This window comes from Ruania alkalisoli (assembly GCF_014960965.1).
Lineage (GTDB): Bacteria > Actinomycetota > Actinomycetes > Actinomycetales > Beutenbergiaceae > Ruania > Ruania alkalisoli.
Map to the genome: position 1 here is coordinate 2,483,906 of NZ_CP063169.1, position 26,705 is coordinate 2,510,610.

General features: G+C 69.2%; 23 protein-coding genes. 6 read left to right on the forward strand and 17 right to left on the reverse strand.

Annotated features, from left to right (window positions below; all coding sequences use genetic code 11):
• Window positions 1-66: 66 nt before the first annotated feature.
• Window positions 67-390: a DUF4190 domain-containing protein gene (locus IM660_RS11025; RefSeq protein WP_193495491.1), complete on the forward strand. Its 324-nt coding sequence runs from the start codon at window positions 67-69 to the stop codon at window positions 388-390.
• 112 nt (window positions 391-502) lie between these two features.
• Here the strand turns inward: IM660_RS11025 and IM660_RS11030 are convergent, their stop codons facing one another.
• The 4 genes from IM660_RS11030 to lepA form a co-directional block, all read right to left on the reverse strand.
• The gene (locus IM660_RS11030) at window positions 503-1,459 is read right to left on the reverse strand and encodes a hypothetical protein (RefSeq protein WP_193495492.1); all 957 of its coding nucleotides are present in this window, start codon (window positions 1,457-1,459) and stop codon (window positions 503-505) included.
• Window positions 1,460-1,558: 99 nt separating this feature from the next.
• Window positions 1,559-2,533 (reverse strand): hypothetical protein, encoded by a 975-nt coding sequence (locus IM660_RS11035; RefSeq protein WP_193495494.1) that lies wholly within the window; start codon window positions 2,531-2,533, stop codon window positions 1,559-1,561.
• A gap of 193 nt (window positions 2,534-2,726) precedes the next feature.
• Entirely contained in the window at window positions 2,727-4,013 is a 1,287-nt protein-coding gene (hemW, locus tag IM660_RS11040; protein ID WP_193495496.1) for a radical SAM family heme chaperone HemW, read from the reverse strand.
• 4 nt (window positions 4,014-4,017) lie between these two features.
• Window positions 4,018-5,883: a translation elongation factor 4 gene (lepA, locus tag IM660_RS11045; protein ID WP_193495498.1), complete on the reverse strand. Its 1,866-nt coding sequence runs from the start codon at window positions 5,881-5,883 to the stop codon at window positions 4,018-4,020.
• Between the two features lie 82 nt (window positions 5,884-5,965).
• Here lepA and IM660_RS11050 point away from each other — a divergent pair, with 82 nt between their 5' ends.
• Window positions 5,966-6,622 carry a hypothetical protein gene (locus tag IM660_RS11050; RefSeq protein ID WP_193495500.1) on the forward strand — a complete coding sequence of 219 codons (657 nt, stop codon included), beginning with the start codon at window positions 5,966-5,968 and terminating at the stop codon, window positions 6,620-6,622.
• A gap of 34 nt (window positions 6,623-6,656) precedes the next feature.
• Here IM660_RS11050 and IM660_RS11055 read toward each other — a convergent pair whose 3' ends face one another.
• Genes IM660_RS11055 through IM660_RS11065 form a run of 3 tightly spaced genes read right to left on the reverse strand, consistent with a single transcriptional unit; the run spans window position 6,657 to window position 10,065 of the window.
• Window positions 6,657-7,499 (reverse strand): transglutaminase family protein, encoded by an 843-nt coding sequence (locus tag IM660_RS11055; protein WP_193495502.1) that lies wholly within the window; start codon window positions 7,497-7,499, stop codon window positions 6,657-6,659.
• Window positions 7,496-8,428, reverse strand: a complete 933-nt coding sequence (locus IM660_RS11060) for an alpha-E domain-containing protein (RefSeq protein ID WP_193495503.1) — start codon at window positions 8,426-8,428, stop codon at window positions 7,496-7,498. Before IM660_RS11060 ends, IM660_RS11055 begins: the two co-directional genes overlap by 4 nt.
• Window positions 8,422-10,065 (reverse strand): circularly permuted type 2 ATP-grasp protein, encoded by a 1,644-nt coding sequence (locus IM660_RS11065; protein WP_193495505.1) that lies wholly within the window; start codon window positions 10,063-10,065, stop codon window positions 8,422-8,424. Before IM660_RS11065 ends, IM660_RS11060 begins: the two co-directional genes overlap by 7 nt.
• Window positions 10,066-10,155: 90 nt before the next feature.
• Here IM660_RS11065 and IM660_RS11070 point away from each other — a divergent pair, with 90 nt between their 5' ends.
• Window positions 10,156-10,725 carry a type II toxin-antitoxin system PemK/MazF family toxin gene (locus tag IM660_RS11070; RefSeq protein ID WP_193495507.1) on the forward strand — a complete coding sequence of 190 codons (570 nt, stop codon included), beginning with the start codon at window positions 10,156-10,158 and terminating at the stop codon, window positions 10,723-10,725.
• 180 nt (window positions 10,726-10,905) lie between these two features.
• On the forward strand, window positions 10,906-11,166 hold the full coding sequence (gene rpsT / locus IM660_RS11075; RefSeq protein ID WP_193495508.1) for a 30S ribosomal protein S20: 261 nt from the start codon (window positions 10,906-10,908) through the stop codon (window positions 11,164-11,166).
• A 170-nt stretch (window positions 11,167-11,336) separates the two neighbouring features.
• On the opposite strand, the gene IM660_RS11080 is transcribed toward rpsT, so the two are convergent.
• The 4 genes from IM660_RS11080 to IM660_RS11095 form a co-directional block, all read right to left on the reverse strand.
• Complete coding sequence (locus tag IM660_RS11080) at window positions 11,337-12,455, reverse strand: glycosyltransferase family 4 protein (RefSeq protein ID WP_193495510.1); 1,119 nt, start codon at window positions 12,453-12,455, stop codon at window positions 11,337-11,339.
• Window positions 12,456-12,679: 224 nt separating this feature from the next.
• Window positions 12,680-13,684, reverse strand: a complete 1,005-nt coding sequence (gene holA, locus IM660_RS11085) for a DNA polymerase III subunit delta (protein WP_193495512.1) — start codon at window positions 13,682-13,684, stop codon at window positions 12,680-12,682.
• 69 nt (window positions 13,685-13,753) lie between these two features.
• The gene (locus IM660_RS11090) at window positions 13,754-15,181 is read right to left on the reverse strand and encodes a ComEC/Rec2 family competence protein (protein ID WP_193495513.1); all 1,428 of its coding nucleotides are present in this window, start codon (window positions 15,179-15,181) and stop codon (window positions 13,754-13,756) included.
• Window positions 15,178-16,005: a ComEA family DNA-binding protein gene (locus tag IM660_RS11095; RefSeq protein ID WP_193495515.1), complete on the reverse strand. Its 828-nt coding sequence runs from the start codon at window positions 16,003-16,005 to the stop codon at window positions 15,178-15,180. Before IM660_RS11095 ends, IM660_RS11090 begins: the two co-directional genes overlap by 4 nt.
• Before the next feature lie 147 nt (window positions 16,006-16,152).
• On the opposite strand from IM660_RS11095, the gene IM660_RS11100 reads away from it, so the two are divergent.
• Window positions 16,153-17,931: a helicase HerA-like domain-containing protein gene (locus IM660_RS11100; RefSeq protein ID WP_193495517.1), complete on the forward strand. Its 1,779-nt coding sequence runs from the start codon at window positions 16,153-16,155 to the stop codon at window positions 17,929-17,931.
• A 110-nt stretch (window positions 17,932-18,041) separates the two neighbouring features.
• Here IM660_RS11100 and leuS read toward each other — a convergent pair whose 3' ends face one another.
• Complete coding sequence (gene leuS, locus IM660_RS11105) at window positions 18,042-20,534, reverse strand: leucine--tRNA ligase (RefSeq protein ID WP_193495519.1); 2,493 nt, start codon at window positions 20,532-20,534, stop codon at window positions 18,042-18,044.
• Between the two features lie 327 nt (window positions 20,535-20,861).
• On the opposite strand from leuS, the gene IM660_RS11110 reads away from it, so the two are divergent.
• A complete protein-coding gene (locus tag IM660_RS11110) occupies window positions 20,862-21,323 on the forward strand; it encodes a Dps family protein (protein WP_246464911.1) in 462 nt (153 codons plus the stop codon).
• A 77-nt stretch (window positions 21,324-21,400) separates the two neighbouring features.
• On the opposite strand, the gene IM660_RS11115 is transcribed toward IM660_RS11110, so the two are convergent.
• The 5 genes from IM660_RS11115 to uxaC form a co-directional block, all read right to left on the reverse strand.
• A complete protein-coding gene (locus IM660_RS11115) occupies window positions 21,401-21,964 on the reverse strand; it encodes a CE1759 family FMN reductase (RefSeq protein WP_193495522.1) in 564 nt (187 codons plus the stop codon).
• The gene (locus tag IM660_RS11120; protein ID WP_193495524.1) at window positions 21,961-22,461 is read right to left on the reverse strand and encodes a MarR family winged helix-turn-helix transcriptional regulator; all 501 of its coding nucleotides are present in this window, start codon (window positions 22,459-22,461) and stop codon (window positions 21,961-21,963) included. The genes IM660_RS11115 and IM660_RS11120 overlap by 4 nt, the downstream gene beginning before the upstream one ends.
• Before the next feature lie 82 nt (window positions 22,462-22,543).
• Window positions 22,544-23,680 (reverse strand): LLM class flavin-dependent oxidoreductase, encoded by a 1,137-nt coding sequence (locus IM660_RS11125; RefSeq protein ID WP_193499363.1) that lies wholly within the window; start codon window positions 23,678-23,680, stop codon window positions 22,544-22,546.
• 185 nt (window positions 23,681-23,865) lie between these two features.
• On the reverse strand, window positions 23,866-25,257 hold the full coding sequence (locus tag IM660_RS11130; RefSeq protein WP_193495525.1) for a mannitol dehydrogenase family protein: 1,392 nt from the start codon (window positions 25,255-25,257) through the stop codon (window positions 23,866-23,868).
• A complete protein-coding gene (gene uxaC, locus IM660_RS11135) occupies window positions 25,254-26,699 on the reverse strand; it encodes a glucuronate isomerase (RefSeq protein WP_193495527.1) in 1,446 nt (481 codons plus the stop codon). The genes IM660_RS11130 and uxaC overlap by 4 nt, the downstream gene beginning before the upstream one ends.
• Window positions 26,700-26,705 lie beyond the last annotated feature (6 nt).

The following is a 26,705-nucleotide window of genomic DNA, read 5'->3' on the forward strand; positions in this document are numbered from 1 at the left end:
CCGGGCCAGACGCCTGGCCACGGGCACCGGATCGATCCGGTGCCGTCCAACAACCGAGGGAGACCTATGAGTTACACCCCACCCACCCCCGGAGCTCCCGGCGGGTACGGAGGCTACGGCGGCGTGCAGGAGCACCCCCAGGGCACCATGATCCTGGTCTTCGGGATCGTCGGAATCTTCTTCACCCCGCTGGCGATCGCCGCGTGGGTCATGGGCAGCAAGGCCCTCAAGGAAATCGACGCCTCCGGCGTCCAATACAGCAACCGCTCGAACGTCTCGACCGGCAAGATCATCGGCATGATCGTGACGATCCTGGCGATCATCGGTCTGGTGATCGGAATCATCGCGTTCATCGCGAGCATGGCCGCGCTGGGTTCCGCCAGCTACTGATCACCGGCGACAGCGGTCGGTCAGAGCGGGGCACAGCAGGACAGATCACAGCAGAAAGAGCGACGGCGGTTGGTGCTGAGCACCAACCGCCGTCGTTCATCTGCATGGCAGATCAGCTGGTCTGCACCCTGCCGACGTTCTGGTGGTACAGCCACGAGACAGCCAGCACCACCACGGGAGCGGAGACCAGCGTACCGACACCGCACAGTGCCGAGCCGATCGCGTTCGCGACCATGCCCAGCAGCAGCACGAGGATCGTCTGCGCCGGCGTGGCCAGGGCCATCTTGACCGAAGAGGTGATCGCGTCGACCACGCCCTGCTTCTTGTCCAGGGCGAAGTACACGGCGTACACACCGAAGAACAGCACGGCGAGCGGCAGGACGAAGGTCCAGGACAGCAGCGACGACGCCAGACCCAGCGCGACGGCGACCAGGCCCACCTGCACCGGGTTCGGGATCTTGAAGAAGTCCGCCACGCTCACGCTCTCACCGCGGACGGTCCGCAGGGACGCATTCGCCACACCGGCCGCCGCGAAGATCCCGACGATGAACGCGACCAGGACCATCAGGATCGTGCCGAAGACGCCAGCCGAAGCAAACGCCATCGCCTGCGCCTCGCCGCCGACCCCACTGCCGAAGACACCGATGGCCGAGAGCAGCGCAACCCAGATGACCGTAACCACGACAACGATCGCCGCCCAGGCGAGCTGACCGAGGACGAACGTGCTCCAGTTGGCCTTGAACGCCTCCCAACCCCACTTGAAACCGTCAGTGGCCTGCGGCTCGGTCGGCACCGGGGCATACTGCCCCTGCGGTGCGCCACCAGGATGGGCCTGACCGGCCGGCTGAGCGTAGCCGGGCTGTTGCGGCGGCGGGGGCGTCGCACCTCCCGGCTGCTGACCGTACCCGGGCTGCTGCGGCGGCGGAGGCGTCCCAGTTCCGGGTGGGGGCGGGGGCGGTGCCTGAGGCGGTTGCCCCGGTGCGCCGCCGAACTGATCCGGCTGGCCGTACGTCGGCTGCTCCGGCTGATGGGGCTCGCCGGGAGTCCCCGGCTGTTGTTGGTCACTCATCGTTCACTCTCGCTTCTGATTCGCGATCGGATCTGACACGGTCACAGAGTCACCGAGTCGGTGGTTTCGTACATGGACAAGGCAGGTACGCAGTCGCGGTCAGGACCTCGGCGCGATCGGCTGGCCGCTGAAGGAGCGGTAGGCGAAGGCAGTCGCCACCACGATCATCGGCAGCGCGATCAGCAGACCCAGCAGACACGCCAGGGCGCCCAAGATCGAAATACCGATGAACGCCAGGACCAGCAGGATCGTCGATCCGGCGTTCTGCTGCACCAGCTGCACCGAGGTCTTCACACCCTCAATCCACGGCAGGCCGCGGTCGATGATCGCGGGCATCGTGAAGATCACGAGGACCGATGCCACCAGCACGAGCAAGGGGCCGATGCCCGGGATCAGGTTGATGATCGTGGAACCCACGCCCCAGATCACCGCCCAGATGAGCGCGTTCTGCATGTTCGGCACCTGGAAGATGTCGCCGAAGGTCGGCTTGTTGCCGGCGGTCTCCCGCAGCGCCGCGTTCTGCGCCACGGCCTGGACGAATCCGACCACCAGCATGGTCAGCAGGCTGGCGATGATGCCCATAGCCGTGAACGACTGACTGGTCGCGACGTTGAAGCTGCCGTTGGCAGCGTCAAACGCCGCCAAGGTGCTCGGGTTCAGCAGACTCACCAGCGCATACACGATGGCCACCAGCAGCGCCCCGACAATCCACACCACAGGGTTACCGAAGACGGTCTTCCAGGCATAGCCCAGCGCCGCACCGACGCCGAACGGTTGCGATCCACCCGGGTACCCGCCCTGCCCGTACTGGCCGGCGTTCACCCCTGGTGCCTGCGGCGGGCCGCCATAGCCAGGGCCAGGTGCACCGTACTGACCGGCCGGGCCGGGGCCGGGCGGTGGCGGCGTCTGGAAGCCGCCCTGCTCCGGTGAGGGGTAGCCGCTCGGCGGCGGGGCGGCGGCGCCGTAAGACGGCTGACCTGGCGGAGGCGGCGGGGTCCCTGGCTGCTGTGGCTGACCGCTATTCGGCTCCTGCGCGGGATCCTGCGGCCCCTGCTCCGGTGGTTGCTGGCTCATCTCTCCCCAAGTCCTTCAGGTACAGCCGCCACGGTGACGGCGACCACACGCTATCGGTTCCCGCCCGGTCGTGACCATCATCAGTCCATGGTCGTGTCGTATCGCCGAGCGGCGGCACCACCACCCAGAGCGCAACGACGCGGCGCACCAGGGCATCTCTGGCCGCCCCAGCGATCCACTGACCACAGCAACCTCAGGTCAGGCGCCGCACCACCGTGTCTGCCAGCAGACGCCCCCGCAGTGTCAGCACGGCTCGGCCCTGTTGTGCCGGCTCAGCCTCCAGCAGCCCCTCGTCGACCAGCTGCGGCAACCGGTCTGCGAGCGTTGCTCCGACGTCGAGTCCCTCCGCGAGCCGGATGCCCAGCAGGATCCGCTCGGTCTCCCGGTCCTCTCCGCTGAGCACCTCGGACCCGTCGACGGGTAGGTTCCCGGCGGCGACGGCCGCGGCGTAGGGGCGCGGATGCTTGACGTTCCACCAGCGCTGGCCGGCCACATGCGAATGCGCCCCGGGTCCGATGCCCCACCAATCATCTGAGCGCCAGTACGCGATGTTGTGCCGGCAACGGTCGGCCGCCGTCCGGGCGAAGTTGGAGATCTCGTACCAGTCGTAGCCGGCCTCGGCGAGCATCGTCGCAGCGAGCTCGTACTTGTCGGCCTCATCGTCCGGATCCGGCATCGGCAGCTCACCCCGGCGCACCTGGGCCGCCATCTTCGTCCCCTGCTCGACCACCAGCGCATACGCCGAGACGTGGTCGGGTGCGAGTGCGAGCACCGCCTCCAGGGACCGCTGCCACTGCGCCAACGTCTCCCCCGGCGCGCCATAGATGAGGTCGAGACTGACCGACAACCCCGCATCCCGCGCCCAGCCCACCACGGCAGGAATGCGCTCTGGATCGTGCGTGCGCTCCAGCGTGGCCAGCACCTCCGGTACAGCGGACTGCATCCCGAAGGACACCCGGGTGAAGCCGGCCGCCGCCAGCGCCGCCAGGTCCGCGGCATCCACCGAGTCCGGATTCGCCTCCGTCGTCACCTCGGCATCGGCGGCCAGGCCCCAGGCGTCATCGACAGCGTCCAGCATGGCCGCCAGGTCACCCGGGGGCAGCAGCGTCGGCGTGCCGCCACCGACGAACACCGTGCGCACCTCACGCCGCGCGATCCCGGCAGACCGGAGCGCCTCCTGCGCCAGGGCGATCTCCCCGACGGCGGTCGCGGCATAGTCCGACCGGTTCGCACCGGTGCCGAGCTCGGCCGCGGTGTAGGTGTTGAAGTCGCAGTAGCCGCACCGCACCGTGCAGAACGGCACGTGCAGATACACCCCGAAGTCCGGACCGCACTCAGTACCGGCGCCCGCCTCCTCCCGCGCCAAGCGTTGCGGGAGGAATCCGTTCACGGCCACGCCGGGGGCCGCCGTCGGCGGCTCGCCCAGGGTGAGCGGCACGCCACCCGGAGCCGGAACGCTCGGGCGAGAGGACGCCGTCATCGGCTCACTTCTTCGATTCCTTGCCCCCCGCACCATCAGAGGACAGCGCGGCGATGAAGGCCTCCTGCGGAACATCCACCCGGCCGATGGACTTCATCCGCTTCTTGCCCTCCTTCTGCTTCTCGAGCAGCTTGCGCTTACGGGAGATGTCACCGCCGTAGCACTTGGCGAGCACGTCCTTGCGAATCGCACGCACGGTCTCGCGGGCGATGATGCGGGATCCGACAGCTGCCTGGATCGGAACCTCGAACTGCTGCCGGGGGATGAGCTCCTTGAGCTTGGCGGTCATCATGACGCCGTAGGAGTAGGCCTTGTCGCGGTGCACGATCGCGGAGAACGCATCCACCTGCTCACCTTGCAGGAGGATGTCCACCTTCACCAGATTCGCCTCCTGATCGCCGGCGACGTCGTAGTCGAAGGAGGCATACCCGCGGGTGCGGGACTTCAACTGGTCGAAGAAGTCGAAGATGATCTCGGCCAGCGGCAGCGTGTAGCGCAACTCCACGCGGGACTCGGACAGGTAGTCCATACCGTCCATCTGCCCGCGGCGGTTTTGTGCGAGCTCCATGACGGCGCCCACGAATTCGCTCGGCGTGAGGATCGTGGCCTTGACGATCGGTTCGCGCACCGAGGAGATCTTCCCTGCCGGGAACTCGCTCGGGTTGGTGACCACATGCTCGGTGCCATCCTCCATCGTGACGTCGTAGATCACGCTGGGTGCCGTGGAGATCAGGTCGAGGTTGTACTCGCGTTCGAGCCGTTCGCGCACGATCTCCACGTGCAGCAGACCCAGGTAGCCCACCCGGAAGCCGAATCCGAGCGCGACCGAGGTCTCCGGCTCGTACACCAGAGCGGCGTCGTTGAGCTTGAACTTGTCCAGGGCATCCCGCAGCACCGGGTAGTCGGAGCCGTCGATCGGGTACAGCCCGGAGTAGACCATCGGCTGCGGCTCCTGGTAGCCACCGAGCGCGTGCTCCGCCGGCTTGGCCGCATTGGTGACGGTGTCGCCCACCTTGGACTGGCGCACATCCTTCACACCGGTGATGAGGTAACCCACCTCACCCACCCCGAGGCCGTCGGTGGCCTGCGGCTCCGGCACGGAGGCGCCGATCTCGAGCAGCTCGTGGGTGGCGCGGGTGCTCATCATGACGATCTTCTCGCGCGGGGAGAGAGAGCCGTCGATCACCCGCACGTACGTGACCACACCGCGGTAGGTGTCATAGACCGAGTCGAAGATCATCGCCCGTGCCGGCGCATCCGCGTCACCGACCGGAGCCGGGATCTGCTCCACGATGGTGTCCAAGAGCTCGGTCACGCCTTCGCCCGTCTTACCCGAGACTCTCAGGCAGTCCTCCGGCTCACCACCGATCAGTGACGCGAGCTCCTCGGCGAACCGCTCCGGTTGCGCAGCGGGCAGGTCGATCTTGTTGAGTACCGGGATGATCGCGAGGTCGTTCTCCAGGGCCAGGTACAAATTCGCCAGGGTCTGGGCCTCGATTCCCTGTGCCGCGTCGACCAGCAGGATCGCACCCTCGCAGGCGGCCAGAGAGCGGGAGACCTCGTAGGAGAAGTCCACGTGACCGGGGGTGTCGATCATGTTGAGCGCGTACGCCTGCTCACCGACCTGCCACGGCATCCGCACCGCCTGGGACTTGATGGTGATCCCGCGCTCGCGCTCGATGTCCATCCGGTCCAGGTACTGCGCGCGCATGGCACGGTCGGTCACCACACCAGTCAGCTGCAGCATCCGGTCGGCGAGCGTGGACTTGCCGTGATCGATGTGCGCGATGATGCAGAAGTTGCGCAGCAGCTCCGGCGCGGTGGCGCTGGGCCTGATCTGTGCGGCGGCAGCCGGCGTCACAATGGGCACGGGTGGTTCTACCTCGATCGGGTCGGGGATGGGAGACTCTGCCGTTCATCGTCCCACATGCCGCATGCGCGATGATGGTGGGGTGAGCGCAGTCCCGGAGTCCATCGATGCCCTTGCACGCGGTGTGGGGCGGGTGATGCGGCTGCCCACGCTGGTGCTGGTCACGCTCGCCTCACTCGCATCCACAGTCGCCCTGGTGCTGGCCGTGGTGAATGTCCTGACCTCACCCTCCCTCGGTGCTGGAGAGTTCGTTGTCCTGGCCCTGGCTGTGCTGCTCGCGGCGCCCGTGGTCGCGTTCGCGATCCGCCGACGGCGGTGGTTGCGCCTGAGCGCATCGTCCACCGGCCCTGTGGTCACCACGGAGCTCCTCAGCCCGGACGATCTGGCCGACCGGGTGGAAGAAGAGATGCGCGGGCAGCCCGGAGCCGAGGACGTGCGCGTGGTGCTCGACGCGTTCACCGAGAGTCAGCTTCCCGCCGGATACGGCCAGCGGCGTGGGGCGGGCCGGTTCGTCGGCCGTGTCCTGGGCTCGGGCCGGCTGGGTGTGGCCGGATACGCGCTCACGCGTGTGGAGAAGGCCCAACGTGCGCTCCTGGTCGCAGCCGGCGGTCCGGTCCGCGCGCCCTACCTGAAGGATGACCTACGGCTGAGTGCACTGGCGCTCGTGGGGACGGTGCTGGCCGTGCCGCTGGCCTCCCTGCTGGCGATCATCCTGGCGCTGGTGCTGCTGACCGCCTGAGGCGGAACCTGCGACCTGAGAGGTGACACCGGCTTCAGGCCTCCTGGATGATCGTCACCTGCACCTCCTGGGTGGACCTGCCACCGCCCGCATACACGCCACGGATCGGGGTCACGTCCGGGTACTCCCGGCCGCGCCCGACCATCACGTGGTGCTCGGCCACACCGATGAGGTTCGTCGGGTCGAAGCCCACCCACTCCCCGCACCAGTATTCCACCCAGGCGTGTGACTCACCCGTGACCGGCTCCCCGATCTGGGCGGTCGAGGTCTGCGGGTGCAGATATCCGGAGACGTACCGGGTCGGGATACCCAGGCGACGCAACGCCCCCGCCACCAGGTGCGCCAGATCCTGACAGACGCCCTTGCGCGCCGCCCACGCCTCGGCCGCCCGGGTGTGCACACCGGTGACGCCGGGGACGTACTCCACCGCCTCCCGCACCGCCGTGGCGACGGCGATGGCGGCGTCGGCGGGCTCGTGGTCACCGGCAGCAGAGCGTGCCAGCTGCACGAGATCGCGGGCCGGTTCGGTCGTGGGGGTGACGGCGAGATACTCGCTCATCCGGTCCTGCACCTCCGGCGAGCGCAGAGTGCTCCATCCAGCAGGGCTGGACGAACGTACCGGGGCCGAAAGCTCCACACGGGACTCGGCCACCACCTCCAGCCGGTCGTGCGCGCCGAGCATCTCGAACGCCGTCACCGACGAGCCCCAGTAGTCGCGATACTCGGAGGAGTAGGTCGACGGGGAGGCATGCACACTCGCTTCGAGCACGACCTGACCGGGTAAGGTCGCCGGGCGCATCCGCACCTCGTTGTAGGAGGCGGTGACGGTCCGCACGTACTCGAAGGTGGTCCGGTGGACGATGTGCAGACGGCTCACAGTCGATCTCCGATCCAGTCATCGGCCACACCGGAGGGGAAGTAGCGCAACCGAATCGCATCGCTGGCATCCGAGCACCCCTCCTGCACGGCCGCCATCTCCTCGGTGAGCGAACTCAGCAGGCTCAGCAACGGCTGGTACTCCAGGCGGGAACGCACCCGGCCGAGCACCTTGCGCGCATCCTCCTCGCGCAAGCCGCGCCCGTCGATGGGCGCGAGGCGGGTCAGGCATCGTTCGGCCTGTTCGAGGGAGAACAGCACCGAACGCGGGAACAGCCGGTCGAGCAGCAGGAACTCGGCGGCGAGCGTCTCCGAGTCGCGGCCCCGGTAGGTACGCAGGAAAGCCTCGTGAGCACCGCATGAACGCAGCAGTGTCATCCAGCCGGGACCGGCGCCGCCGGCGAGGGTACGGCTGGTGACGAGCCGGGCGGTCATGTCGGCGCGCTCGATGCTGCGCCCCAGCAGGAAGAACTGCAGCGTCTCGTCCCGGCGGGTGGCGGCGTCGGTGATGCCGCCAACGATCGCAGCGCGCTCACGTACCCAGGCGAAGTACTCGTGCGGGCCGGAGGCCCCGATCCGGGAGGGCAGCGCGTTCCAGGTGGTGTTGAGGCACTCCCACAGCTCCGAGGAGAGCACCTCCCGTGCACGACGGGCGTTCTCCCGGGAGGCTGCGAGCGCTCCCGCGATCGAGCCAGGGGCGTTGCGGTCGTAGGCGAGGACGTCCAGCACCGTGGCGCGCGTCGCCTCGGTCTCCTCCGACGGTGGCGTGGCCCCCATGACCGCGAGCAGTGCCCGGCACGCCGCCTCCTCCTCCAGGTAGGGATCTTCAAGGAGGTACTGCAGGTGGGCGTCGAGGATGCGCGCAGTGTCATCGGCCCGCTCGACGTAGCGCCCGATCCAGAACAGCGACTCAGCGATCCGGCTCAGCATGACGACCTCCAGGCGGCAAAACGCCGGGTGGGTGGTTCGGGCGGCTCACCCGAGCTCGGAGTCTGCTGCTGTTGCTGGTTCTGCTCGCGCATCTCGGTGTCCGTGGGGTTGGCATCCTGCTGCACCCCAGTCGGCGTGGCACCCTCAGCCGACGAGGGCGCGGTCACGCCACCCTCGGTGGTGATGGGCGGCCTGGCACCGCGGCGCATCTCACCGAGCACCCAGGTGTCCTTGGACCCGCCGCCCTGCGAGGAGTTGACCACCAGCTGTCCCTCGGCGAGCGCCACCCGGGTGAGTCCGCCGGGCAGCACCCAGACGTCGTCACCGTCGTTGACGGCGAACGGACGCAGGTCCACATGGCGGGGCCGGAGCGCATTCCCGGCGAGGGTCGGCACCGTGGAGAGCTGGACGACGGGCTGGGCGATCCACCCACGCGGATCGGCCCGCAGGTGCGCACGAGCGAGGTCGAGTTCCTCGCGGGAAGCGGCCGGGCCGATGATGATTCCCTTGCCGCCGGAGCCGTCCACCGGTTTGACCACGAGCTCGTCGAGCCGGTCCAGCACCTCGTTCAGCGACTCCGGCTCCTCGAGGCGCCACGTGTCCACGTTGTTCAGCAGCGGCTCCTCCCCCAGGTAATAGCGGATGAGGTCGGGCAGGTAGGTATAGGTGAGTTTGTCGTCAGCCACCCCGTTGCCCACGGCGTTGGCGATGGTCACCGAGCCGGCTCGCGCGACGCCGAGCAGCCCGGGACAGCCGAGCAGGGAGTCCGGCCGGAAAACCACGGGGTCGATGAAGTCATCGTCGACGCGGCGGTAGATCACGTCCACCCGGCGGCGACCCTCGGTGGTGCGCATGTAGACCTTGCCACCAGCACAGAACAGGTCACGCCCCTCAACCAGTTCCACACCCATCAGCCGCGCGAGCAGGGAGTGCTCGAAGTAGGCGGAGTTGTACACCCCGGGGGTGAGCACCACCACGACCGGCTCGTCCACGCCGCTGGGCGCGGCCGCGTGCAGCGCCTGGAGCAGCCGCCGCGGGTAGTCGGCCACGGGACGGATACGCATCCTGGCGAAGAGCTCAGGAAATGACTGGGCCATGGCACGGCGGTTGGACAGCACATAGCTCACGCCGCTGGGGACGCGCACATTGTCCTCGAGCACCCGCCATCCTCCGGCACTGTCACGGATGACGTCGATCCCACCGACGTGCACCCGGACGCCGTTCGGGGGTTCGATCCCGCGGGCGGCCCGGGCGAAATGGGCAGAGGAGACGATCAAGGAGCGGGGAAGCACGCCGTCGGCGATCGCCTGCTGCGGACCGTAGGCGTCGGCGAGCAGCGCCTCGAGCGCACGCACCCGCTGGGCGATTCCCGGTGCCAGGACGTCCCACTCGCCGGCGTCGATAACGCGGGGGACGGAGTCGAGCGGAAACGGGCGTTCCTCTCCCCCCACGTCGAAGGTCACCCCTTGGGCCAGGTAGGAGCGCGCGAGGGCATCTGCTCTCACCCGCAGCTCGTCGGCGTTGAGGTGACCCATGGTCCGGTGCACATGCTGGTAGGGCGCCCGCACGGTGTGTCCGGGCTCGATCATCTCGTCCCAGGCCACGCCCTCGGGGTAGCCGTCGAAGAGGTCCGCCATGGCCTCGACGCTACTGCCACGATGTGTCGGGCGCGTGTCGAAGCCGTACCCGGGCGTGCCGCGAGCGAGTAGCGGCTACGGTGGTCGGTCATGAGTGTGCTGAGCCGGTTTGTCCGCGCCGCGGCCGGGGTTGCCGTCGACGTCCTGCGTACCCAGTCCCGCAAGGGGCGGTCCTCGTCGTCTCGGCGTGGCCGGCCCGTGCCGCCGGCGCCCGCAGACGTCACACCCGAGCAGGTCGCCCGCCAGGACGGCGTGCGGGAGTATTCCGGTCGCCTACCCGAGCTGATCTACGAGCCTCGCGCCGACGGTGAAGCGGATCCGGGTGAGGTGGTCTGGGCGTGGGTGCCCTACGAGGACGACCCGAACCAGGGAAAGGACCGCCCGGTGTTGATCCTCGCCGAGCACGACGGCGGTCTGATCGGCCTGCAGCTGACGTCGAAGGACCACGACCGCGATGCCGAGCAGGAAGCTCGGTGGGGCCGGTACTGGGTCGACGTGGGAAGCGGCGGCTGGGACTCCCAGCGTCGCCCGTCCGAGGCCCGGCTCGATCGTGTGCTGTGGCTGGCCGAGGACGCGGTGCGGCGCGAGGGCGCCGCCCTCGATCGCTCCCGCTTCACCGACGTGCTCGCGGCGTTACGGGCGTACCGGCGCGGCGCTTGATGGGTCCACGGGCTGCTAGACTGGGCGGCTGGCGCCACCGCTAGGCCAACCTGGTCTGCGTGCGGCAGCCGCCCATCGACCACGCACAGGGCATCCCCACGCCCCGGTCCCAGGTCATGGGACGCCCTCTACGACGTCAATGAGAGTTTCGCGCCAGCGAACACACGAGAGAGTCAAAACGTGGCAAACATCAAGTCCCAGATCAAGCGGATCCGCACCAACGAGAAGGCCCGCTTGCGCAACAAGGCCTACAAGTCCGAGCTGAAGACGCAGGTGCGCAAGGTGCGCGAGGCGATCGCCTCCGGTGACAAGGAGTCGGCCGAGACCGCTCTGCGCGCCGCCACCCGCAAGCTCGACAAGGCCGTCAGCAAGGGCGTCATCCACAAGAACCAGGCCTCGAACCGCAAGTCGGCCCTGGCTCAGCAGGTGGCATCCCTCTGAGGTACAGCCTCTGAACGACGGGTTCAGAACGACCGCCTGGGCACGAGTGCCTGAGCGAGATCGTTCACCCACAGCCCAGCACGACGGCGCCGCTCCCCTACCCGGGGTGCGGCGCCGTCGTCGTGAGAGCAGGTCGTGAGAGGTCCGGCCGGCCGGCTGGCCTTGACCGGTCAGCGAATCGTGACCGGCTCGGCCACGTGCTCATAGTGCTCGACCAGCTGAGCACACAGTGCGCGCCAGCTGCGGGGCAGGATCGCCCGACGGCCAGCCTCACCCATGCGGGCCCGCATCCCTGGATCGCGGACCAACGCACCCACGGCACCGACGAGTGCTGCCCGATCGTGCGGCGGCACCAGGAAGCCGGACTCGCCCGCGGCAACCAGATCGATGGGGCCGCCGGCGGCCGGTGCCACCACTGGTAGCCCGGAAGCCATCGCCTCTTGCAGGGTCTGCCCGAAGGTCTCCGAGGTGCCGGTGTGCGTGAAGACGTCGAGAGCGGCATACGCGGTCGCCAGCTCCTCGCCCTCCAGGCGTCCGAGCATCACGGCATCAGTACCGGAGAGCTCTCGTTCGAGCGCCCCGCGATCGGGTCCGTCACCGACCACGACGAGTCGCGCACCGCGCATGCGTGCCAGCGGTGCCAGCTCGGTGACGTTCTTCTCCGGGGCGAGCCGGCCGACGTAGCCGACCAGAGCCTGCCCCTGTGGCGCCAACCGCTCGCGCAGCGCCCGCCCTGCCGTGCTCGTGCGGCGGTTCGGGTGGTAGAGCACCGAGTCCACGCCGCGGCCCCACCAGGCCGTGCGCTCGACTCCCACGGCCGCGAGATCATCCAGGGAGGCCCGGGACGGCGCGAGGGTGAGGTCGGCGGAGGAGTGCACGCGGCGAATCCACCGCCACGCGGCATGGTGGGTCAGGGACAGGCCGTAGGAGCGGGTGTAGCGGGCTACATCGGTCTGAAAGATCGCGACCGAGGCGATGCCGTGCCGCCGGGCCAGCGCCAGCGCCTGAGCGCCGATACCGAACGGTGCCGCGGCGTGCAGCACGTCCGGGCCGAACTCGAGGACGGCGCGGGTCAGGCGCCTGCTGGGCACCCCGGCGCGGAACCCGCGATAGTCGAGGGCCGGCACCGGGAACACCGGGAAGCCGGCGTACTCCCGCGGTGCAGGTCCCGGACAGACCACGATGGCCTCGTGCCCCTGCTCGGCCAGATGGTCGAGTACCCGGAGCACTGAGGTGGTCACGCCATTGAGACTGGGAAGGAAGGACTCGGTCACTACAGCGACTCGCACGGCCTTCAGCCTGTCGTGAGCGTGTGAACACAGCGCAGCGGGGATCCGACGCCCGGGTGAACCTTGATGGTTGTCGCGGGCAGGTGGCGTGAAGGCATGCCATCCAGTTCAGCGGGCTGGCCGGCCGTGAGGTATCGGGGATGCCCCTTGGCTGACCCGGAACATGCGATCGGGGAGTTCCCGGGTTCGCGGCTGCGCCGTTGGCGGCCCTCTCGTGCGCAGCCTCAGCCCTCCCGGGCTGAGGAGACGACGAGCACGGCACGCTCGACGGCGTAGCGAGCGTCCCGCGACTCCCCCTTCACCTGCGCGTCCGCGTCCGCGACGGCGGTGATCGCACGGGCCAGCCCTTCTGGAGTCCACCCGCGCAGCTCCCGGCGAGCACGGTCAACCTGCCATGGCGGCAAGCCGAGATCGGCGGCCGACCCGCGGCCGCGCGTGGCGGCCACCTTCGCGAGGGTCCGCAGCTTCATCGCGAGCACGGCCACCAGCGGGACAGGGTCCACCCCGGTTTCGAGGGCATGACGAAGGAGCGTGATCGCCTGCGTCTGCTCGCCGGCCACCGCGGCGTCGGCCACCCGGAATCCGGTCGCCTCCACGCGTCCGCCGTAGTAGCGCTCGACCACATCCGGGGTGATCGTGCCCGTGGTGTCGGAGATCAGCTGGGAGCACCCGGCGGCCAGCTCTCGCAGATCGGAACCGAGGGCCTCCACCAGGGACTGGACTGCGGCGGAGGTAGCCCGGCGGCCTGCGGCACTGAACTCGGCGGCGGCGAAGTCGGCCTTCTCCCCGTCTCGCTTGATCTGGTCACAGGTCACGACGGGATATCCCGCCTTGCCGATCGTGTCCAGGAGCTTCTTTCCGCGGGTGCCCTTCTCGTGCCGGATCACCACGGTGACGTCCTCGATCGTGGAGCCGGCCGCTCCGACGTGGGCCAGTGCGTCCTCGATGAAGGCGTCCGAGGCAGACTCGGCGCCTTGGACGATCAGGTGCCGGTGCTCGCCGAACAGCGACGGGCTGGTCAGCACCTCGAGCTGGCCACGTTCGTAGGCGCCGGCTTCCAGCACCGTCACCTCGGCCTCCGGGTCGTGTTCTCGCACCAGAGCAGTCAGGCGGGCGACGGTGCGGTCGACGAGGAGCCCCTCGCCGCCCCGGACGAGTACCACCGGGGCGAGCGGGACGTCCCGCCAGGAGGGTCCGGCGGCAGGGCGGGAGCGACGGGCTGGAGGCACAGGTACAGCCTGCCACCACGCGGTGACAACGCCGAATCGAGCTGGGCGCCTGGGTGCGACGGTCGCGGCCTACGGGGGCAGCACGGGCACCGACGCACCCGGCAGACCTGCCCAGCCGAGAGCGACCGCAGCGATCCAGGCGGTGCACCACGAGGCGGCGTGAACGAGCAGGTCAGCAGCTCCGGGTGCGACTGGCCCGAGCAGCGCCGCCGCCAGACCGAGGATCGTCGCCGGGGCCACCACCGGTGCCGCCATGAGGTTCGCGGGGACCGCATAGAGCGGGATGGCCGGTTCCAGCAGCAGCAGCACCGGGGTGCAGGCGATCTGCGCGGCGACAGGAACTGCCAGACCCATCGCGAGCGGGGCCGGCAGCCAGCGGCCCAGCCACGCAGCCAGCGGCCGGCTACCGACGAGCAGCCCGCCGGTCGCGAGGACGGACAGGGCGAAACCGTACGAACGTGCCATCCACGGGTCGACACCGAGGAGCAGGACCACAGCGCTCGCCAACGCCGGTAGTGCGGCGCGCGGCCGCCGAAGCCACAGACCCAGCAACAGCACTCCACCCATCACCGCCGACCGCAGCACGCTGCCGTCCGGGTGCACGAGCGCGACGAACGCGACCAGGACCAAACCGCCGACCACCGCCTGGAGATTCCTCGGTGACCACCACAGGAGTGTGAGCACGAGTCCCAGAACGAGTGCGACATGAGCCCCCGACACTGCGGTCAGATGGGTCAGGCTCGTGCGGCGCATCGCCTCCTCCAGGGCCGGCGGCATGGCCCGGTCGTCTCCGACCGCGATCCCCGGGACGAGCCCACGGGAGGCCGGCGGCAGTGGAGCGCTGGCGCTGACCAGCCCGGCACGAAGGTCAGCCACGACCGCACGCCACCCCCGGGGCGGGTCCCGGGAGCCAGACCCCTCGGGCATGACCAGCATCGCCCGGCTGTCTCCCGGGTCGGTCGCGGACAGCCGAGCGTTCACCCGCACCATGGCACCGGTGGCCGCCTCGCTCCAACGGTCGTCGGCGAGAACCAGCACAGGCAGCGCAGTCCCGGGATGCGCCCCGACCCGGAGCAACGTCGCCTCGATCCGCACGCCCGGCCCCTCAGTCAGCTCCACCGGGTCACCGGTCAGTCGTAACCGGATGGTCTCGGTCACACCGTCCAGCGCCCGGACCTGCTCCGCCCGCTGCTCGACCCGTGGGGCCACCGTCGCCAGGACGGCGGCGGCGAGCAACACACTCAGCACGGCTGTCGCCTGCACCGAGCGCACCGGCACGAGGCGGTGGCGCCCCCGGAAATGCCGACGATCATGGTGCCGGTGGAGATCCCGGCTCAGGCGCCGCAACAAGCCCAGCGCCGCGACCAGGAGCGAGAGCACGACCAGCCACACCACGGTGCCGGGTAGACCCACGCCGACACCGCATCCTGCCCACACCAGGCACGCACCGGGAACGAGTCGCCAATCTCGGCGCGTCCCCACCGGTTGCGGCGTCATAGGACCGCCTCGTCCCGTAGCCGCTCCAGCGTGGCCGGGCCGATCCCGGACACCTGGAGCAGGTCCTCGACGCTCTCAAAGGGGCCGTGCTCGGTACGCCACGCGACGATCTCAGCTGCGAGCGCTGGGCCGATACCCGTCAACCGCTCCAGCGTCGGCGCATCGGCGCTGTTCAGGTTGACCAGCGGCTCCGAATTCTCCGCTGCACCGGCTCCGGGGAACGGCCGGGCGGCCTCGCCTTCGTGGGGCAGAAACACCTGCTGCCCGTCCTCGACCGGGGCGGCGAGGTTGATGGCATCCAGATCCGCGTCCGGGACCGCCCCTCCGGCGGCGTCGATCACGTCGGCCACTCGTGTGCCCTCCGATACTGTCACGACACCCGGCTCCACCACGGCGCCAGCGACATGCACGACCACCACCGCTGCAGGGCTCCTGGCGCTGTCATCTCCGGTGTCGGCAGTGGGCTCAACCGTTGCGGGCTCTGGGGCGGGAAGCGGCACGGCAACAGGTTCTGGGCCCATCGCACGTGCCATCAGCACCACCACCACGACCAGCGCCACGACGAGGACGATGATCGCCACGCGTACCGCCATGGTGACGGGCATCTCCGTGGCGGCACCTGCGGCCCATCTTTGTCGCCGGTCGCTGCGCCCGTCACGTCGCCGGTCACTTCGCCGGTCACTGCGCCGGTCACTGCGCCGCCCCTCGACGGCGTCGCCGGGAACGTCCTCGAACTCGATTCCACCCTGCAGCTCCGCCGGCGCCGCGCCGTAGGCAGCCACCACCGCACGCCGCAGGCGCTCACGGGGCTCACGTGCTTCCACGGCGGCGACGCTAGACCGAGGAGACCCACGCAGGCTGGCCGCCACGAGGGGGTTGTGGAAGCCACCTCCGAGCTGCAGGGCCTGTGGATACGTGAGCTCCGCCGTCGCGGGCACGCAGGGTGACCGGCTTCTTCTAGGCTGACCGTCATGAGCGAGAACACCACGGACCTGGCAGCCTTGCGAGCCGCCGCAGCGCAGGCCGAGGCGGAGGCGGCCCAGGCACGGGCCGAGGCCGCCCGGGCGGCACTCGAAGCAGCCGAGGCGGCCGCTCGGGATCAGGCGAGGACTCCCGCCGATCGCACGGCGGCACCGCCAGAGCCTTCCGAACCAGCGGAGCTGTCCGAGCACGCGGCGAGCATCGCCGCCGGCTACCGCCCGGAGGGCCCGTGGCTGCCGCTGGGAGCACTCGTCGAGAACGACGAAGCCCTGGGCGGGGTTCCGATCGGGATCCCTCTGCGTTCGCTCAACAGGCACGGCCTGGTCGCCGGCGCCACCGGTACGGGCAAGACCCGCACCCTGCAGCTGATGGCCGAGGGTCTCAGCGAGGCCGGTGTCCCGGTCTTCGTCACCGACATCAAGGGTGACCTGACCGGGCTGGCCGTCCCCGGCGAAGCCAGCGACCGGCTCCTCGAACGCACCACCAGCATCGGACAGGACTGGGCGCCCACCGGCTACCCGGTGGAGTTCTACAACCTCGGCGGCATCGGCCACGGGGTCCCGATCCGGACCACCATCACCGACTTCGGTCCGCTGCTGCTGGCGAAAGTGCTGGACCTGAACGAGACGCAGGAATCCGCCCTGACCCTGATCGTGCACTGGGCAGACAGCCAAGGCCTGGCACTGCTCGACCTCAAGGACCTGCGTTCGGTGGTCTCCTACCTCACCAGCGACGAAGGCAAGGACGAACTCAAGGACATCGGCGGGATCGCCACCTCCACGGCCGGGGTGATCCTGCGAGAGCTCTCCGCCCTGGAAGCCCAGGGCGGAGACGTGTTCTTCGGTGAGCCCGCCTTCGACACCGCCGATCTGCTGCGCTCGGCTACGGACGGTCGCGGCACCATCTCCGCCTTGGAGCTGCCCGACCTCCAGGATCGCCCGGCGATCTTCTCCACCTTCCTGATGTGGTTGCTCGCCGATCTGTTCGGCGGGCTACCCGAAGTCGGCGACCCTGAGAAGCCGAAGCTCGTGTTCTTCTTCGACGAGGCGCATCTGCTGTTCAAGGGCGCCTCGGACGCGTTCACCGACCAAGTGATCCAGACGGTGCGGCTGATCCGATCCAAGGGGGTCGGCATCTTCTTCGTCACCCAGACCCCCACCGATGTGCCCGACGAGGTGCTCGCCGAGCTCGGCAGCCGGGTCCAGCATGCATTGCGGGCGCACACCCCGAATGACGCCAAGGACCTACGAGCCTCCGTGCGCACCTATCCCACGAGCGACTACGACCTGGAGGCGCTGCTCACGAGCCTGGGCACGGGCGAGGCGGTGGTCACCGCGCTCGGTGAGGACGGCGCACCGACCCCAGTGGCGTGGACGCGCCTGCGGGCGCCGCGGGCTGCGATGGATCCGGCCCCCGAGACGCACATCGAGCAGATCGTCACCGCCTCCGCGGGTTCGGCGCGCTATGGCACCCCGCTCGACCGGGAGTCGGCCTTCGAGATGCTGGCCGCCCGGATTGTGGCTGAGGAAGTGGCCGCCCAGGAGGCAGCGGAGAAGGCGGCCGACGCCGCCGCACAGGCTGAGGAACTCGAGGAGATGGAGGCCCGGCTCCGCAAGGAGGCCGAGGCTGCCCGCAAGGCCGAGGAACGTCGGGCCCAGGAGACGGCCCGGGCAGGACGGTCGGTGCTGACCTCCGTGCTGCGCACCGCGGGCACCACGTTGGCGCGCGAGGTCACCCGGTCGCTGTTCGGCACGCGGCGGCGCCGCTGAGAGACACTGCTCGCTGCCCCAGCAGGGACGAGCGCTGAGTTGTTCGGCGTGCGGTCGCCAGATGCCGAACAGCTCAGCGTTCGCGGCGCCCTCGGGGCACGGGCCTCAGATCAGGCCGGGACGATGTTGACGAGCTTGGGTGCGCGCACGATCACCTTGCGCACCTCGGCGCCGTCCAAGGCGCGCTGCACGCCAGGGTCGGCAAGCGCGGCGGCCTCCAGGTCTGCCTCGGAGATGTCCGGGGAGACCTCCAACCGCCCGCGCACTTTGCCCTTGACCTGGACCACGCACGTGACGACATCCTCCACGAGCAGCGACTCGTCCACCTCGGGCCACCCGGCGCGCGCCACGGTCGGGGTGTGGCCCAGCCGCTCCCACATGTCCTCGGCGGTGTACGGAGCCACCAGCGAGAGCAGGATGGCCACGGCCTCCACGGCTTCCCGCACGGCCGGATCGGCCCCGCCGCAACCGGAGTCGATGGCCTTACGGGTGGCGTTGACCAGTTCCATCGTGCGAGCCACGACCACGTTGAACCGGTGCGCCTCGATCAGGGAGGCCGCCTCATGCAGGGTCCTGTGCGTCACCTTCCGCAGAGCGGAATCCCCCTGATCTGCCGAGATCCCGACGGCGGAGGTCACGTCTCCCGCCAGGCGCCACGCCCGCTGCAGGAACCGTAGCGACCCGGCCGGGGACATGTCCGCCCAATCGATGTCGTCCTCCGGCGGGCCGGCGAACACCAGCGTCAGGCGTACCGCGTCGACGCCGAATTCCGCCAGCTGCTCCCCCAGGCTCACGCCGTTGCCCAGGGATTTGCTCATCTTCTTGCCCTCGTTGATCACCACGCCCTGGTTCAGCTGCGCGGCGAAGGGCTCGCGCACCTCCAGCAGGCCCATATCGGCCAGCACCTTGGTGAAGAACCGGGCATACAGCAGGTGCAGCACCGCGTGCTCGACCCCACCCACGTAGATGTCTGCAGGCATCCAGGCATTGGTCAGTTCGGGATCGAACGCCTGGGTGTCCTCATTCGGTGAGCAGTACCGCAGGAAGTACCAGGACGAGTCGACGAAGGTGTCCATGGTGTCGGTGTCCCGCTTCGCGGCAGCGCCGCAGCGCGGGCAGTCGACGTTCACCCAGTCGGTGGCCGTCGCCAGCGGGGAGACGCCCTTCGGCTTGAGGTCGGCACCACGCATGTCCGGCAGCGTCACTGGGAGCTGGTCCTCCGGCACCGGAACGGCACCGCACGACTCACAGTGGATGATCGGGATCGGGCAGCCCCAGTAGCGTTGCCGGCTGAGCAGCCAGTCGCGCAGCCGGAAGTTCACGGCGCGCGTGCCAGTGCCCTCGGCCTCCAGCCCATCGACGATCGTGGCGATCCCGGCCTTCTTGTCGGTCAGCCCGTCCAGCACTCCGGAGCTGACGTAGGTGCCGTCACCGGTGGTGGCCACGCCGGAGGACTCCGGGTTCTCCTCACCGGTGTCGATCACCCGGCGCACCGGCAGTCCCATGGCGCGGGCGAAGTCGAGGTCACGCTGGTCGTGAGCAGGCACCGCCATGATTGCCCCGGTGCCATAGTCGGCCAGCACGTAGTCGGAAGCCCACACCGGCACCCGCTCCCCGCTGACTGGGTTCGTCGCGGTCACGCCCAGGTCCACACCGGTCTTGGGCCGCTCGGTGGACATGCGGTCGATGTCGGAGGCTTTGCGGGTCTGCGCCAGGTACGCCTCGAAGGCCTCACGGCGCTCGGGAGCGACGATATCGGCGGCCAGCGCAGCGTCGGCGGCGACAACCATGAAGGTGGCGCCGTAGAGAGTGTCAGGGCGGGTCGTGTAGACCGTCACCACCCGGTCCGAGCCGTCGGCCAGGTGCAGCGTGAAGTCGACGTGGGCGCCCTCGGAGCGGCCGATCCAGTTCCGCTGTGCGGTGACCACGCGATCCGGCCAGGTCGATGCCAGACCATCGAGGTCGTCGAGCAGCTCCTGGGCGTAGTCGGTGATCTTGAAGTACCACTGGTTCAGCTCACGCTTGGTCACCTCGGCACCGCACCGCTCGCACCGCCCGTCCACGACCTGTTCGTTGGCCAGGACGGTCTGGTCGTTCGGGCACCAGTTCACCGGAGAGTACTTCTGATACGCCAGCCCACGCTCGGCGAACTTCAGAAACAGCCACTGCGTCCACCGGTAGTACTCCGGGTCGGAGGTGTGCAGCCGTCGGGACCAGTCGAAACTGATGCCGAACTTCTTGAACGAGGCCGCCTGGGTGTCGATATTGCCGTAGGTGTAGGTGGCTGGGTGCTCGTCATTGCGGATCGCGGCATTCTCGGCCGGCAGACCGAAGGAGTCCCATCCCATCGGGTTCATCACCTCGAACCCGCGCAGCCACCAGTACCGGGCGATGACGTCGTGCAGGGCCGTCACCTCGGCGTGCCCCATGTGCAGGTCCCCGCTCGGGTACGGGAACATCGTGAGGGCGTACCGCTTCTCCTTCCCGCCGGTGCGCACCGCCTCGTCGTCGGCGCGGAAGGGCTGGAGCTCTTCCCACACCGGCAACCACTTCGCCTCCATGGCGTGTGCGTCGTAGGTGGTCTCGATCTGCTCGGTACTCATTCGCCTCGTCTCCCGGGTGAGTCCTGCCCACTGCATCGGCACAAAAAAGCCCCTCTCACGGAGGGGCGGCCGCGACGGTGTGATCTACCGACGCGGCTCGATAAGGAGCAGGACCTGCTGCATATGCCCATCGTAGCGCCCCTGCGCCGGTGGACGGCTGAGGGTCCCACGGGCCAGGTGTCAGTACAGCCAACGCTCGCGGAGTCATCACTGCCAGTCGCGCGGCTCCCCGCGCGGTCTCCCGCCAGCCGACCTAGCATGAAGACGAGGGGGACCTCTCGTCGCGGCGAGACCGCGATGAGTTCCGAGAGAAGGGAAGGACACCACGTGAGCACGCATGCCACCCGCCCGAAGGCACCGGACGTCGTCATCGATCGGCTGCAGGCCACGCTCGTTGACCTGATCGACCTTGCCCTGCAGGGCAAGCAGGCGCACTGGAATCTGCATGGCCCTCATTTCCGGTCCATCCACCTCCAACTCGACGAGGTGATCGCGGACCTGCGGGGATGGTCCGACGAGGTCGCCGAGCGCCTGGCCACCCTCGGCACTGCACCGGACGGCCGTGCCGCGACCGTCGCTGAGTCCTCGCACGTACCTGCCGTGGATGCAGGGCAGATCGGCACCGACAAGGTGATCAGGATCTTCGATGACCGGCTCCAGCGCGCCAGTGAGCGGATCACGTCCGGGCTGGCGGACCTGGAGGTGGACCTCCTCAGTCAGGACCTGCTGATCGGAGTGGCCACAGGCCTGGAGAAGCACGCCTGGATGTTCCGTTCGGCTGAGGGCTGAGGCCGCACGGGTCAGCCTTCGCAGTACCGGCCGGGCCGCAGTATGCGGTCCGGGCGGTCTGCCTCAGCCGCCGGGGACTACGCCCGCTGGCCGACCGCGACTGCCTGGGCAAGTCGTGCGGCCTCACGCCCCGCCCGCTCGATTCGCTGCGCCAACTCGGCACCGGGCGCGCCCGCAACGCCGAAATCCTCGGCCGCGGCGTACACGGCGGTCGGGGTGATCAGCGATCCGAAGTACGCGAACAGCGGCCGCATCGCCTGGTCGATCATCAGCTGATGGCGGGTGCTGCCCCCGGTCGCGGCGAGCACCACCGGCTTACCACGCATCGACGTCGGCTCCACCAGATCCCAGAACCCCTTGAACAGGCCGGCGTAGGTGCCGCGGAACACCGGAGTGCCGGCGATCACCAGGTCCGCCTGCTCCACGGCGCGCAACGCCTCATCGAGTGCGGTTGAAGGTAGACCGAAAACGGTGGCGTCCGCGATATCGGTGGCCACATCCCGCACGTCGACGGTCCGTGTGGTCACGCTTGCAGTGGCGGCAACCTCCCGCACCAGCGCGTCCGTCAGCGCACGGGTGCTGGAGGGGAACCCCACCCCGCCGTTGACCGCGACCACAGCGAGGGTCTCGGTCTCACTCATCGTTCCTCCTCGGTCTCAGAATCTTCGTGTGGCCTCTGGTCATGCTTCTCGGGCAGGCCACCCCCACCCGGCACGCTGCCCTGCAGCCTGTGGCACAGTCGCTGCAGGTCTGCCTGTTCGGTCTCGGTGAGAGCCGCATCAAGGCGCGCACTGATCGAGCGTACGTGCCGCCGTCCGACGCGGCGCTGCAGCGCGGATCCGCGATCTGTGAGCGCGACGATCACGCCCCGGCCGTCGCCATCGGCTGCACGCCGTTCCAGCAAACCGTCCGCAGCCAGCCGGTCCACCATGCGCGACAGACTCGGCTGGCTGAGCAGCAGGTTCGGGACCATATCGCGCATCCGGGCCGCTCCCCCGCAGCGGGCGAGCGTGAACAGCACGTCGTACTCGCGGGAGGTGAGCGGCTCGAAGTCCTTGGCCTCCTCGAAGTGGCGCATCAGGCGCACCTGAGCACGGAACAGCGCCTCCCAGGCCGGTGCCGCTGTCGTGGCGCTCATCGTGCCCTCCTCGCTGACCGCTCCGGTGCCTCGCTCCGGTGCACCTCGTCCCTCGGCCCGCCTACGCGGGGGCTCCTCGCACTCATCGCGGGACCGCACTCCCGGACATGGGGTCCACGGCAAACTGCGGTGTGAGGTCGACCGGTCCTCCGTTGGCCTCCACGCGGGCCGCATGGGTGGGCCCGTCCGGCACATGTGCGGGGCGGTTCTTCGCGAGCTCCTTGCGCAGCACCGGTACCACTTCGCCGCCGAGCAGGTCGAGCTGCTCCAACACTGTCTTCAGCGGCAGGCCCGCGTGGTCCATCAGGAACAGTTGACGCTGGTAGTGGCCGAAGCTCTCGGTGAAGGTGAGCGTGTTGTCGATCACTTCCTGCGGGCTGCCCACGGTCAGCGGCGTCGCCTCGGTGAACTCCTCCAGACTCGGCCCGTGCCCGTACACCGGCGCGTTGTCGAAGTACGGCCGGAACTCGTTGACGGCGTCCTGAGAGTTCTTGCGCATGAACACCTGGCCGCCGAGTCCCACGATCGCCTGGTCGGCACTGCCGTGGCCGTGGTGCTCGAAGCGCTGCCGGTACAGCCCGATCAACTGCTGGAAGTGCTCCTTCGGCCAGAAGATGTGGTTGGCGAAGAAGCCGTCGCCGTAGAAGGCAGCCAGTTCGGCCACCTGCGGCGTACGGATCGATCCGTGCCAGACGAAGGGGGCGACGCCGTCCAGCGGGCGCGGGGTCGCTGTGAATCCCTGCAGCGGCGTGCGGAAGCGGCCCTCCCAGTCCACGACCTCCTCGTCCCACAGCTTGCGCAGCAGCTGGTAGTTCTCGATCGTCAGCGGCAGGCCCTGACGCGGGTCCTGTCCGAACCAGGGGTAGACGGGACCGTGGTTGCCACGCCCGAGCATGAGGTCCACCCGGCCCTGCGCCACGTGCTGGAGGAATGCGTAGTCCTCGGCGATCTTGACCGGGTCGTTCGTGGTGATGAGTGTGGTCGAGGTGGACAGGATGATGCGCTCGGTCTGCGCGGCCACGTAACCGAGCAGCGTGGTCGGGGAGCTGGGGATGAACGGCGGGTTGTGGTGCTCACCGGTGGCGAAGACGTCGAGGCCGACGTCCTCGGCATGCTTGGCAATCGTCAGGATCGCCTTGATGCGCTCGTGCTCGGTGGGTGTGCGACCTGTCGTGGGGTCCGTGGTGACGTCCCCGACGGTGAAGATGCCGAACTGCATGGTCTGCCTCTCGTCTGCTCCCGTGGTTCTCACGGCCTGTGTTTCATGCATTTGCATGAAATTCTGAGAGGGTCAACACCGTGGGTGCGCAGGTATTCCCAGACGACGAGAACGAGGGTGACCGCGATGTCATCGATCTCGTGGATCGCGACCGGCACGGTCACCCTCGTCAGGTGCGCACCGGGTCAGGCAGTGATCGCCTCGGCCTGCTCGACGACGGCGCTCACGAGCTCAGCGTCCTGCCCCAGTCCGGGCTGCAGAGTTTCCAGCACCGCAGGCACGACCTCGCCGACCGGCCCAGCACTCGCGGCTTCCTGAGCCGGTCCGGCACCTGGATCGTGCACGGGAGCCCCGATACCGCGCAGGTGTAGCACCCAGCCCGCGAGCGTCGTAGCGCAGCCGACGGGGACCCGGCCGGCGGCACGTTCGGCGTTCAGCGTCGGCAGGGTGCGCACCGGCAGTTTCTGGGAGCCGTCGTGGGCGATCTGGGCGGTGAGGTGGCGCACGCGTGGGTTCTCGTAGCGTGCGATGAGCGCGTCGCGGTAGGCCTGCACCTCCTCGCCCGGCAGGCCCAGGTTGCGTTCTGCCTCGTCCCAGTACTGCTCCACCCAGGCCCGGCATTGCTGGTCCGCGATGGCGGCGTCGATGGTCTCGTGGCCCCGGGCACTGCCCACATAGGCGAGCTGGGAGTGGGAACCGTTCAGCAACCACAGCTTGCGGCGCTCGTGCGGGGCGACGTCGTCGACGATCTGCGCGCCGGCGTCCTCCCATCGCGGGCGCCCGGCAACGAACGTGCCGGAGATGACCCACTCGGAGAACGGCTCGGTCGGAACCGGGGAGGCGTCGGTGTAGCCGAGCCGGTCACCCGCCAGGTCCCGGTCGTCGTCGGTGGTGGCCGGGGTGATCCGGTCCACCATCGAGGTGGCGAAGTCCACGTGCTGCTCGATCCACGGCACGAGCGACTCGTCGATCGCTGCCGCGCCGTCGATCACGAGCGTGCGGGCGACATCCCCATTGTCGGGCAGGTTGTCGCACGGGAGGATCGTGATCGCCTCCGCGCCGGCGGCGCGGCGAGCCTGCAGCCCGGCCACCAACCGCATCGGCGCCGAGGTCACCGGTGCCTTCAGGTCCTCCCGCAGGGCAGCCACATCGGCCGCCACGTCCTCGGCAGCCAGGTCCAGGTTCCCGACGGCGTCCCTGCGGTACCCGTGTTCGGTCACCGTGAGCGTCACGATCGCCACGGCCGGGTCGCGCAGGTAGCCGAGGTAGGCCTCGTGGTCGGTGGCCGGGTGCACGGCCACGATCGAGGAGATGACCTCGACCTCATCGCCGTCGGGACCCTTGGTGATGAGTGTGTAGAGCCCGTCCTGCGGGGCCAGTGCCTCGGCCTGGTCGGGCCGGCGCCCGGTGAAGGCGGCAATCCCCCACTGGCCGGCGTCAGGCGCGTGGTGGGTGTACCAGGCCTGGTGGGCCCGGTGGAAGTTGCCGACGCCGAGGTGCACGATCCGCACGGGAGCACTGGCGGCGGGCAGGCCGTCGAGGCCTCGGGCGAGACGACGTGTCGTCGGAACTGTCATCGGGACTCCCCTCCGAGCTTGAACACCGTGCGCGGGTTGGCGACCACGAGATCGTGGATAGCTTCGAGGGCCTCGTCCTCGGGCAGCCGGTGCTCGACCACCAATTCAGAGAGGTACCCGGCGTCCAGTCGGCGACTCATGTCGTGCCGGGCCGGGATGGAGCAGAACGCCCGGGTGTCGTCGATGAAGCCGGACGTGCGGGAGAACCCGGCGGTCTCGGTCACGGTGGAGCGGAACCGGCGGATCGCCTCCGGGGCGTCGATGAACCACCACGGCACACCCACGTAGACCGAGGGGTAGAAGCCCGCCAGTGGAGCGAGTTCTCGGGAGTAGACGGTCTCATCGATGGTGAAGAGCACCAGCGTGAAGTTCGGGTGCGTGCCGTAGGCGTTCAGCAGAGGACGCAGCGCGTCGGTGTACTCCACCGCGATCGGGATGTCGCAGCCGACGTCGGGCCCGTACTCCTCCCAGGTGGGGGTGTGGTGGTTGCGGCGCACCCCCGGGTGAATGGTCATCACCAGACCGTCCGCGCAGGACATCCTGGCCATCTCGGTGAGCATGTGGCGCCGCAAGGCGGTCGTCTCGTCCTCGGTGGCGGTGCCGGCGCGAGCGGCATCGAAGATCCGGCTCGCTTCGGCGGTCTCCAGGATCACGGTCACTGCATCGATCACGCCGTGGTCGGCCGAGACAGCCCCACGAGAGACGAAGTAGCGTCGACGGTTCTCCAGCGCCGCGATGTAGCCGGCGTAGGTGCCCGTGTCGATCCCCGAGACCTCACCGAGGCGGTCCACGTCGGCCGACCATGTCGGAAGAGCCGGGTCAAGGTACTTGTCCGGGCGGAAGGTCGGGACGACGCGAGACGCGAAGGTCGTATCGGCGGCGAGCGTGGCGTGCTCGTCGAGGGTGTCGCACGGGTCGTCCGTGGTGGCGAGAACCTCGATCCCGAAAGCGTCCATGAGGGCGCGCGGCCGGAAGTCCGGTTCGGACAGCTTCGCGCTGATCTGGTCGTAGATGGCGTCCGCGGTCTCAGCGCTGGGCCGCACAGTCACTCCGAAGATCCCGGCCAGCTCCTCCTCGAGCCAGTACCGCACCGGGGTACCGCGGTAGGCGGACCAGTGCGTGCACAGTGCACCGAAGGCCGAGCGAGCGGCAGCGTCATCGAAGCCGTCGCCCGGCTCACGGCCCACACCCAGGTCGCTGAGAGGGACCCCGTGGGCGTGCAGCATCCGGGTGATGTAGTGGTCCGGGCTGATCAGCAGTGAGGTGGGGTCCCGGAACGGCGTGTCCTCGCTGATCCAGCTCGGCGGCACATGCCCGTGCGGGGAGATGATCGGCAGCTCCCGCACCGACTCGTACAAGCGCCGGGATATCTCCCGGCGGCTGGGGTCGGCGGGTAGCAGGCGGTCTGGGTGCAGCTCAAGTGGTGGCGTTGTGGTGGACACGCCGCT

Coding starts and splice junctions, on each gene's coding strand:
- IM660_RS11025 (WP_193495491.1), top strand. CDS start 67: ATGAGTTACACCCCACCCACCCCCGGAGCTCCCGGCGGGTACGGAGGC.
- IM660_RS11030 (WP_193495492.1), bottom strand. CDS start 1,459: ATGAGTGACCAACAACAGCCGGGGACTCCCGGCGAGCCCCATCAGCCG.
- IM660_RS11035 (WP_193495494.1), bottom strand. CDS start 2,533: ATGAGCCAGCAACCACCGGAGCAGGGGCCGCAGGATCCCGCGCAGGAG.
- hemW (WP_193495496.1), bottom strand. CDS start 4,013: ATGACGGCGTCCTCTCGCCCGAGCGTTCCGGCTCCGGGTGGCGTGCCG.
- IM660_RS11060 (WP_193495503.1), bottom strand. CDS start 8,428: ATGCTGAGCCGGATCGCTGAGTCGCTGTTCTGGATCGGGCGCTACGTC.
- IM660_RS11065 (WP_193495505.1), bottom strand. CDS start 10,065: ATGGCGGACCTCTTCGACGGCTACCCCGAGGGCGTGGCCTGGGACGAG.
- IM660_RS11070 (WP_193495507.1), top strand. CDS start 10,156: ATGAGTGTGCTGAGCCGGTTTGTCCGCGCCGCGGCCGGGGTTGCCGTC.
- IM660_RS11090 (WP_193495513.1), bottom strand. CDS start 15,181: ATGACGCCGCAACCGGTGGGGACGCGCCGAGATTGGCGACTCGTTCCC.
- IM660_RS11100 (WP_193495517.1), top strand. CDS start 16,153: ATGAGCGAGAACACCACGGACCTGGCAGCCTTGCGAGCCGCCGCAGCG.
- leuS (WP_193495519.1), bottom strand. CDS start 20,534: ATGAGTACCGAGCAGATCGAGACCACCTACGACGCACACGCCATGGAG.
- IM660_RS11115 (WP_193495522.1), bottom strand. CDS start 21,964: ATGAGTGAGACCGAGACCCTCGCTGTGGTCGCGGTCAACGGCGGGGTG.
- IM660_RS11120 (WP_193495524.1), bottom strand. CDS start 22,461: ATGAGCGCCACGACAGCGGCACCGGCCTGGGAGGCGCTGTTCCGTGCT.
- IM660_RS11125 (WP_193499363.1), bottom strand. CDS start 23,680: ATGCAGTTCGGCATCTTCACCGTCGGGGACGTCACCACGGACCCCACG.
- IM660_RS11130 (WP_193495525.1), bottom strand. CDS start 25,257: ATGACAGTTCCGACGACACGTCGTCTCGCCCGAGGCCTCGACGGCCTG.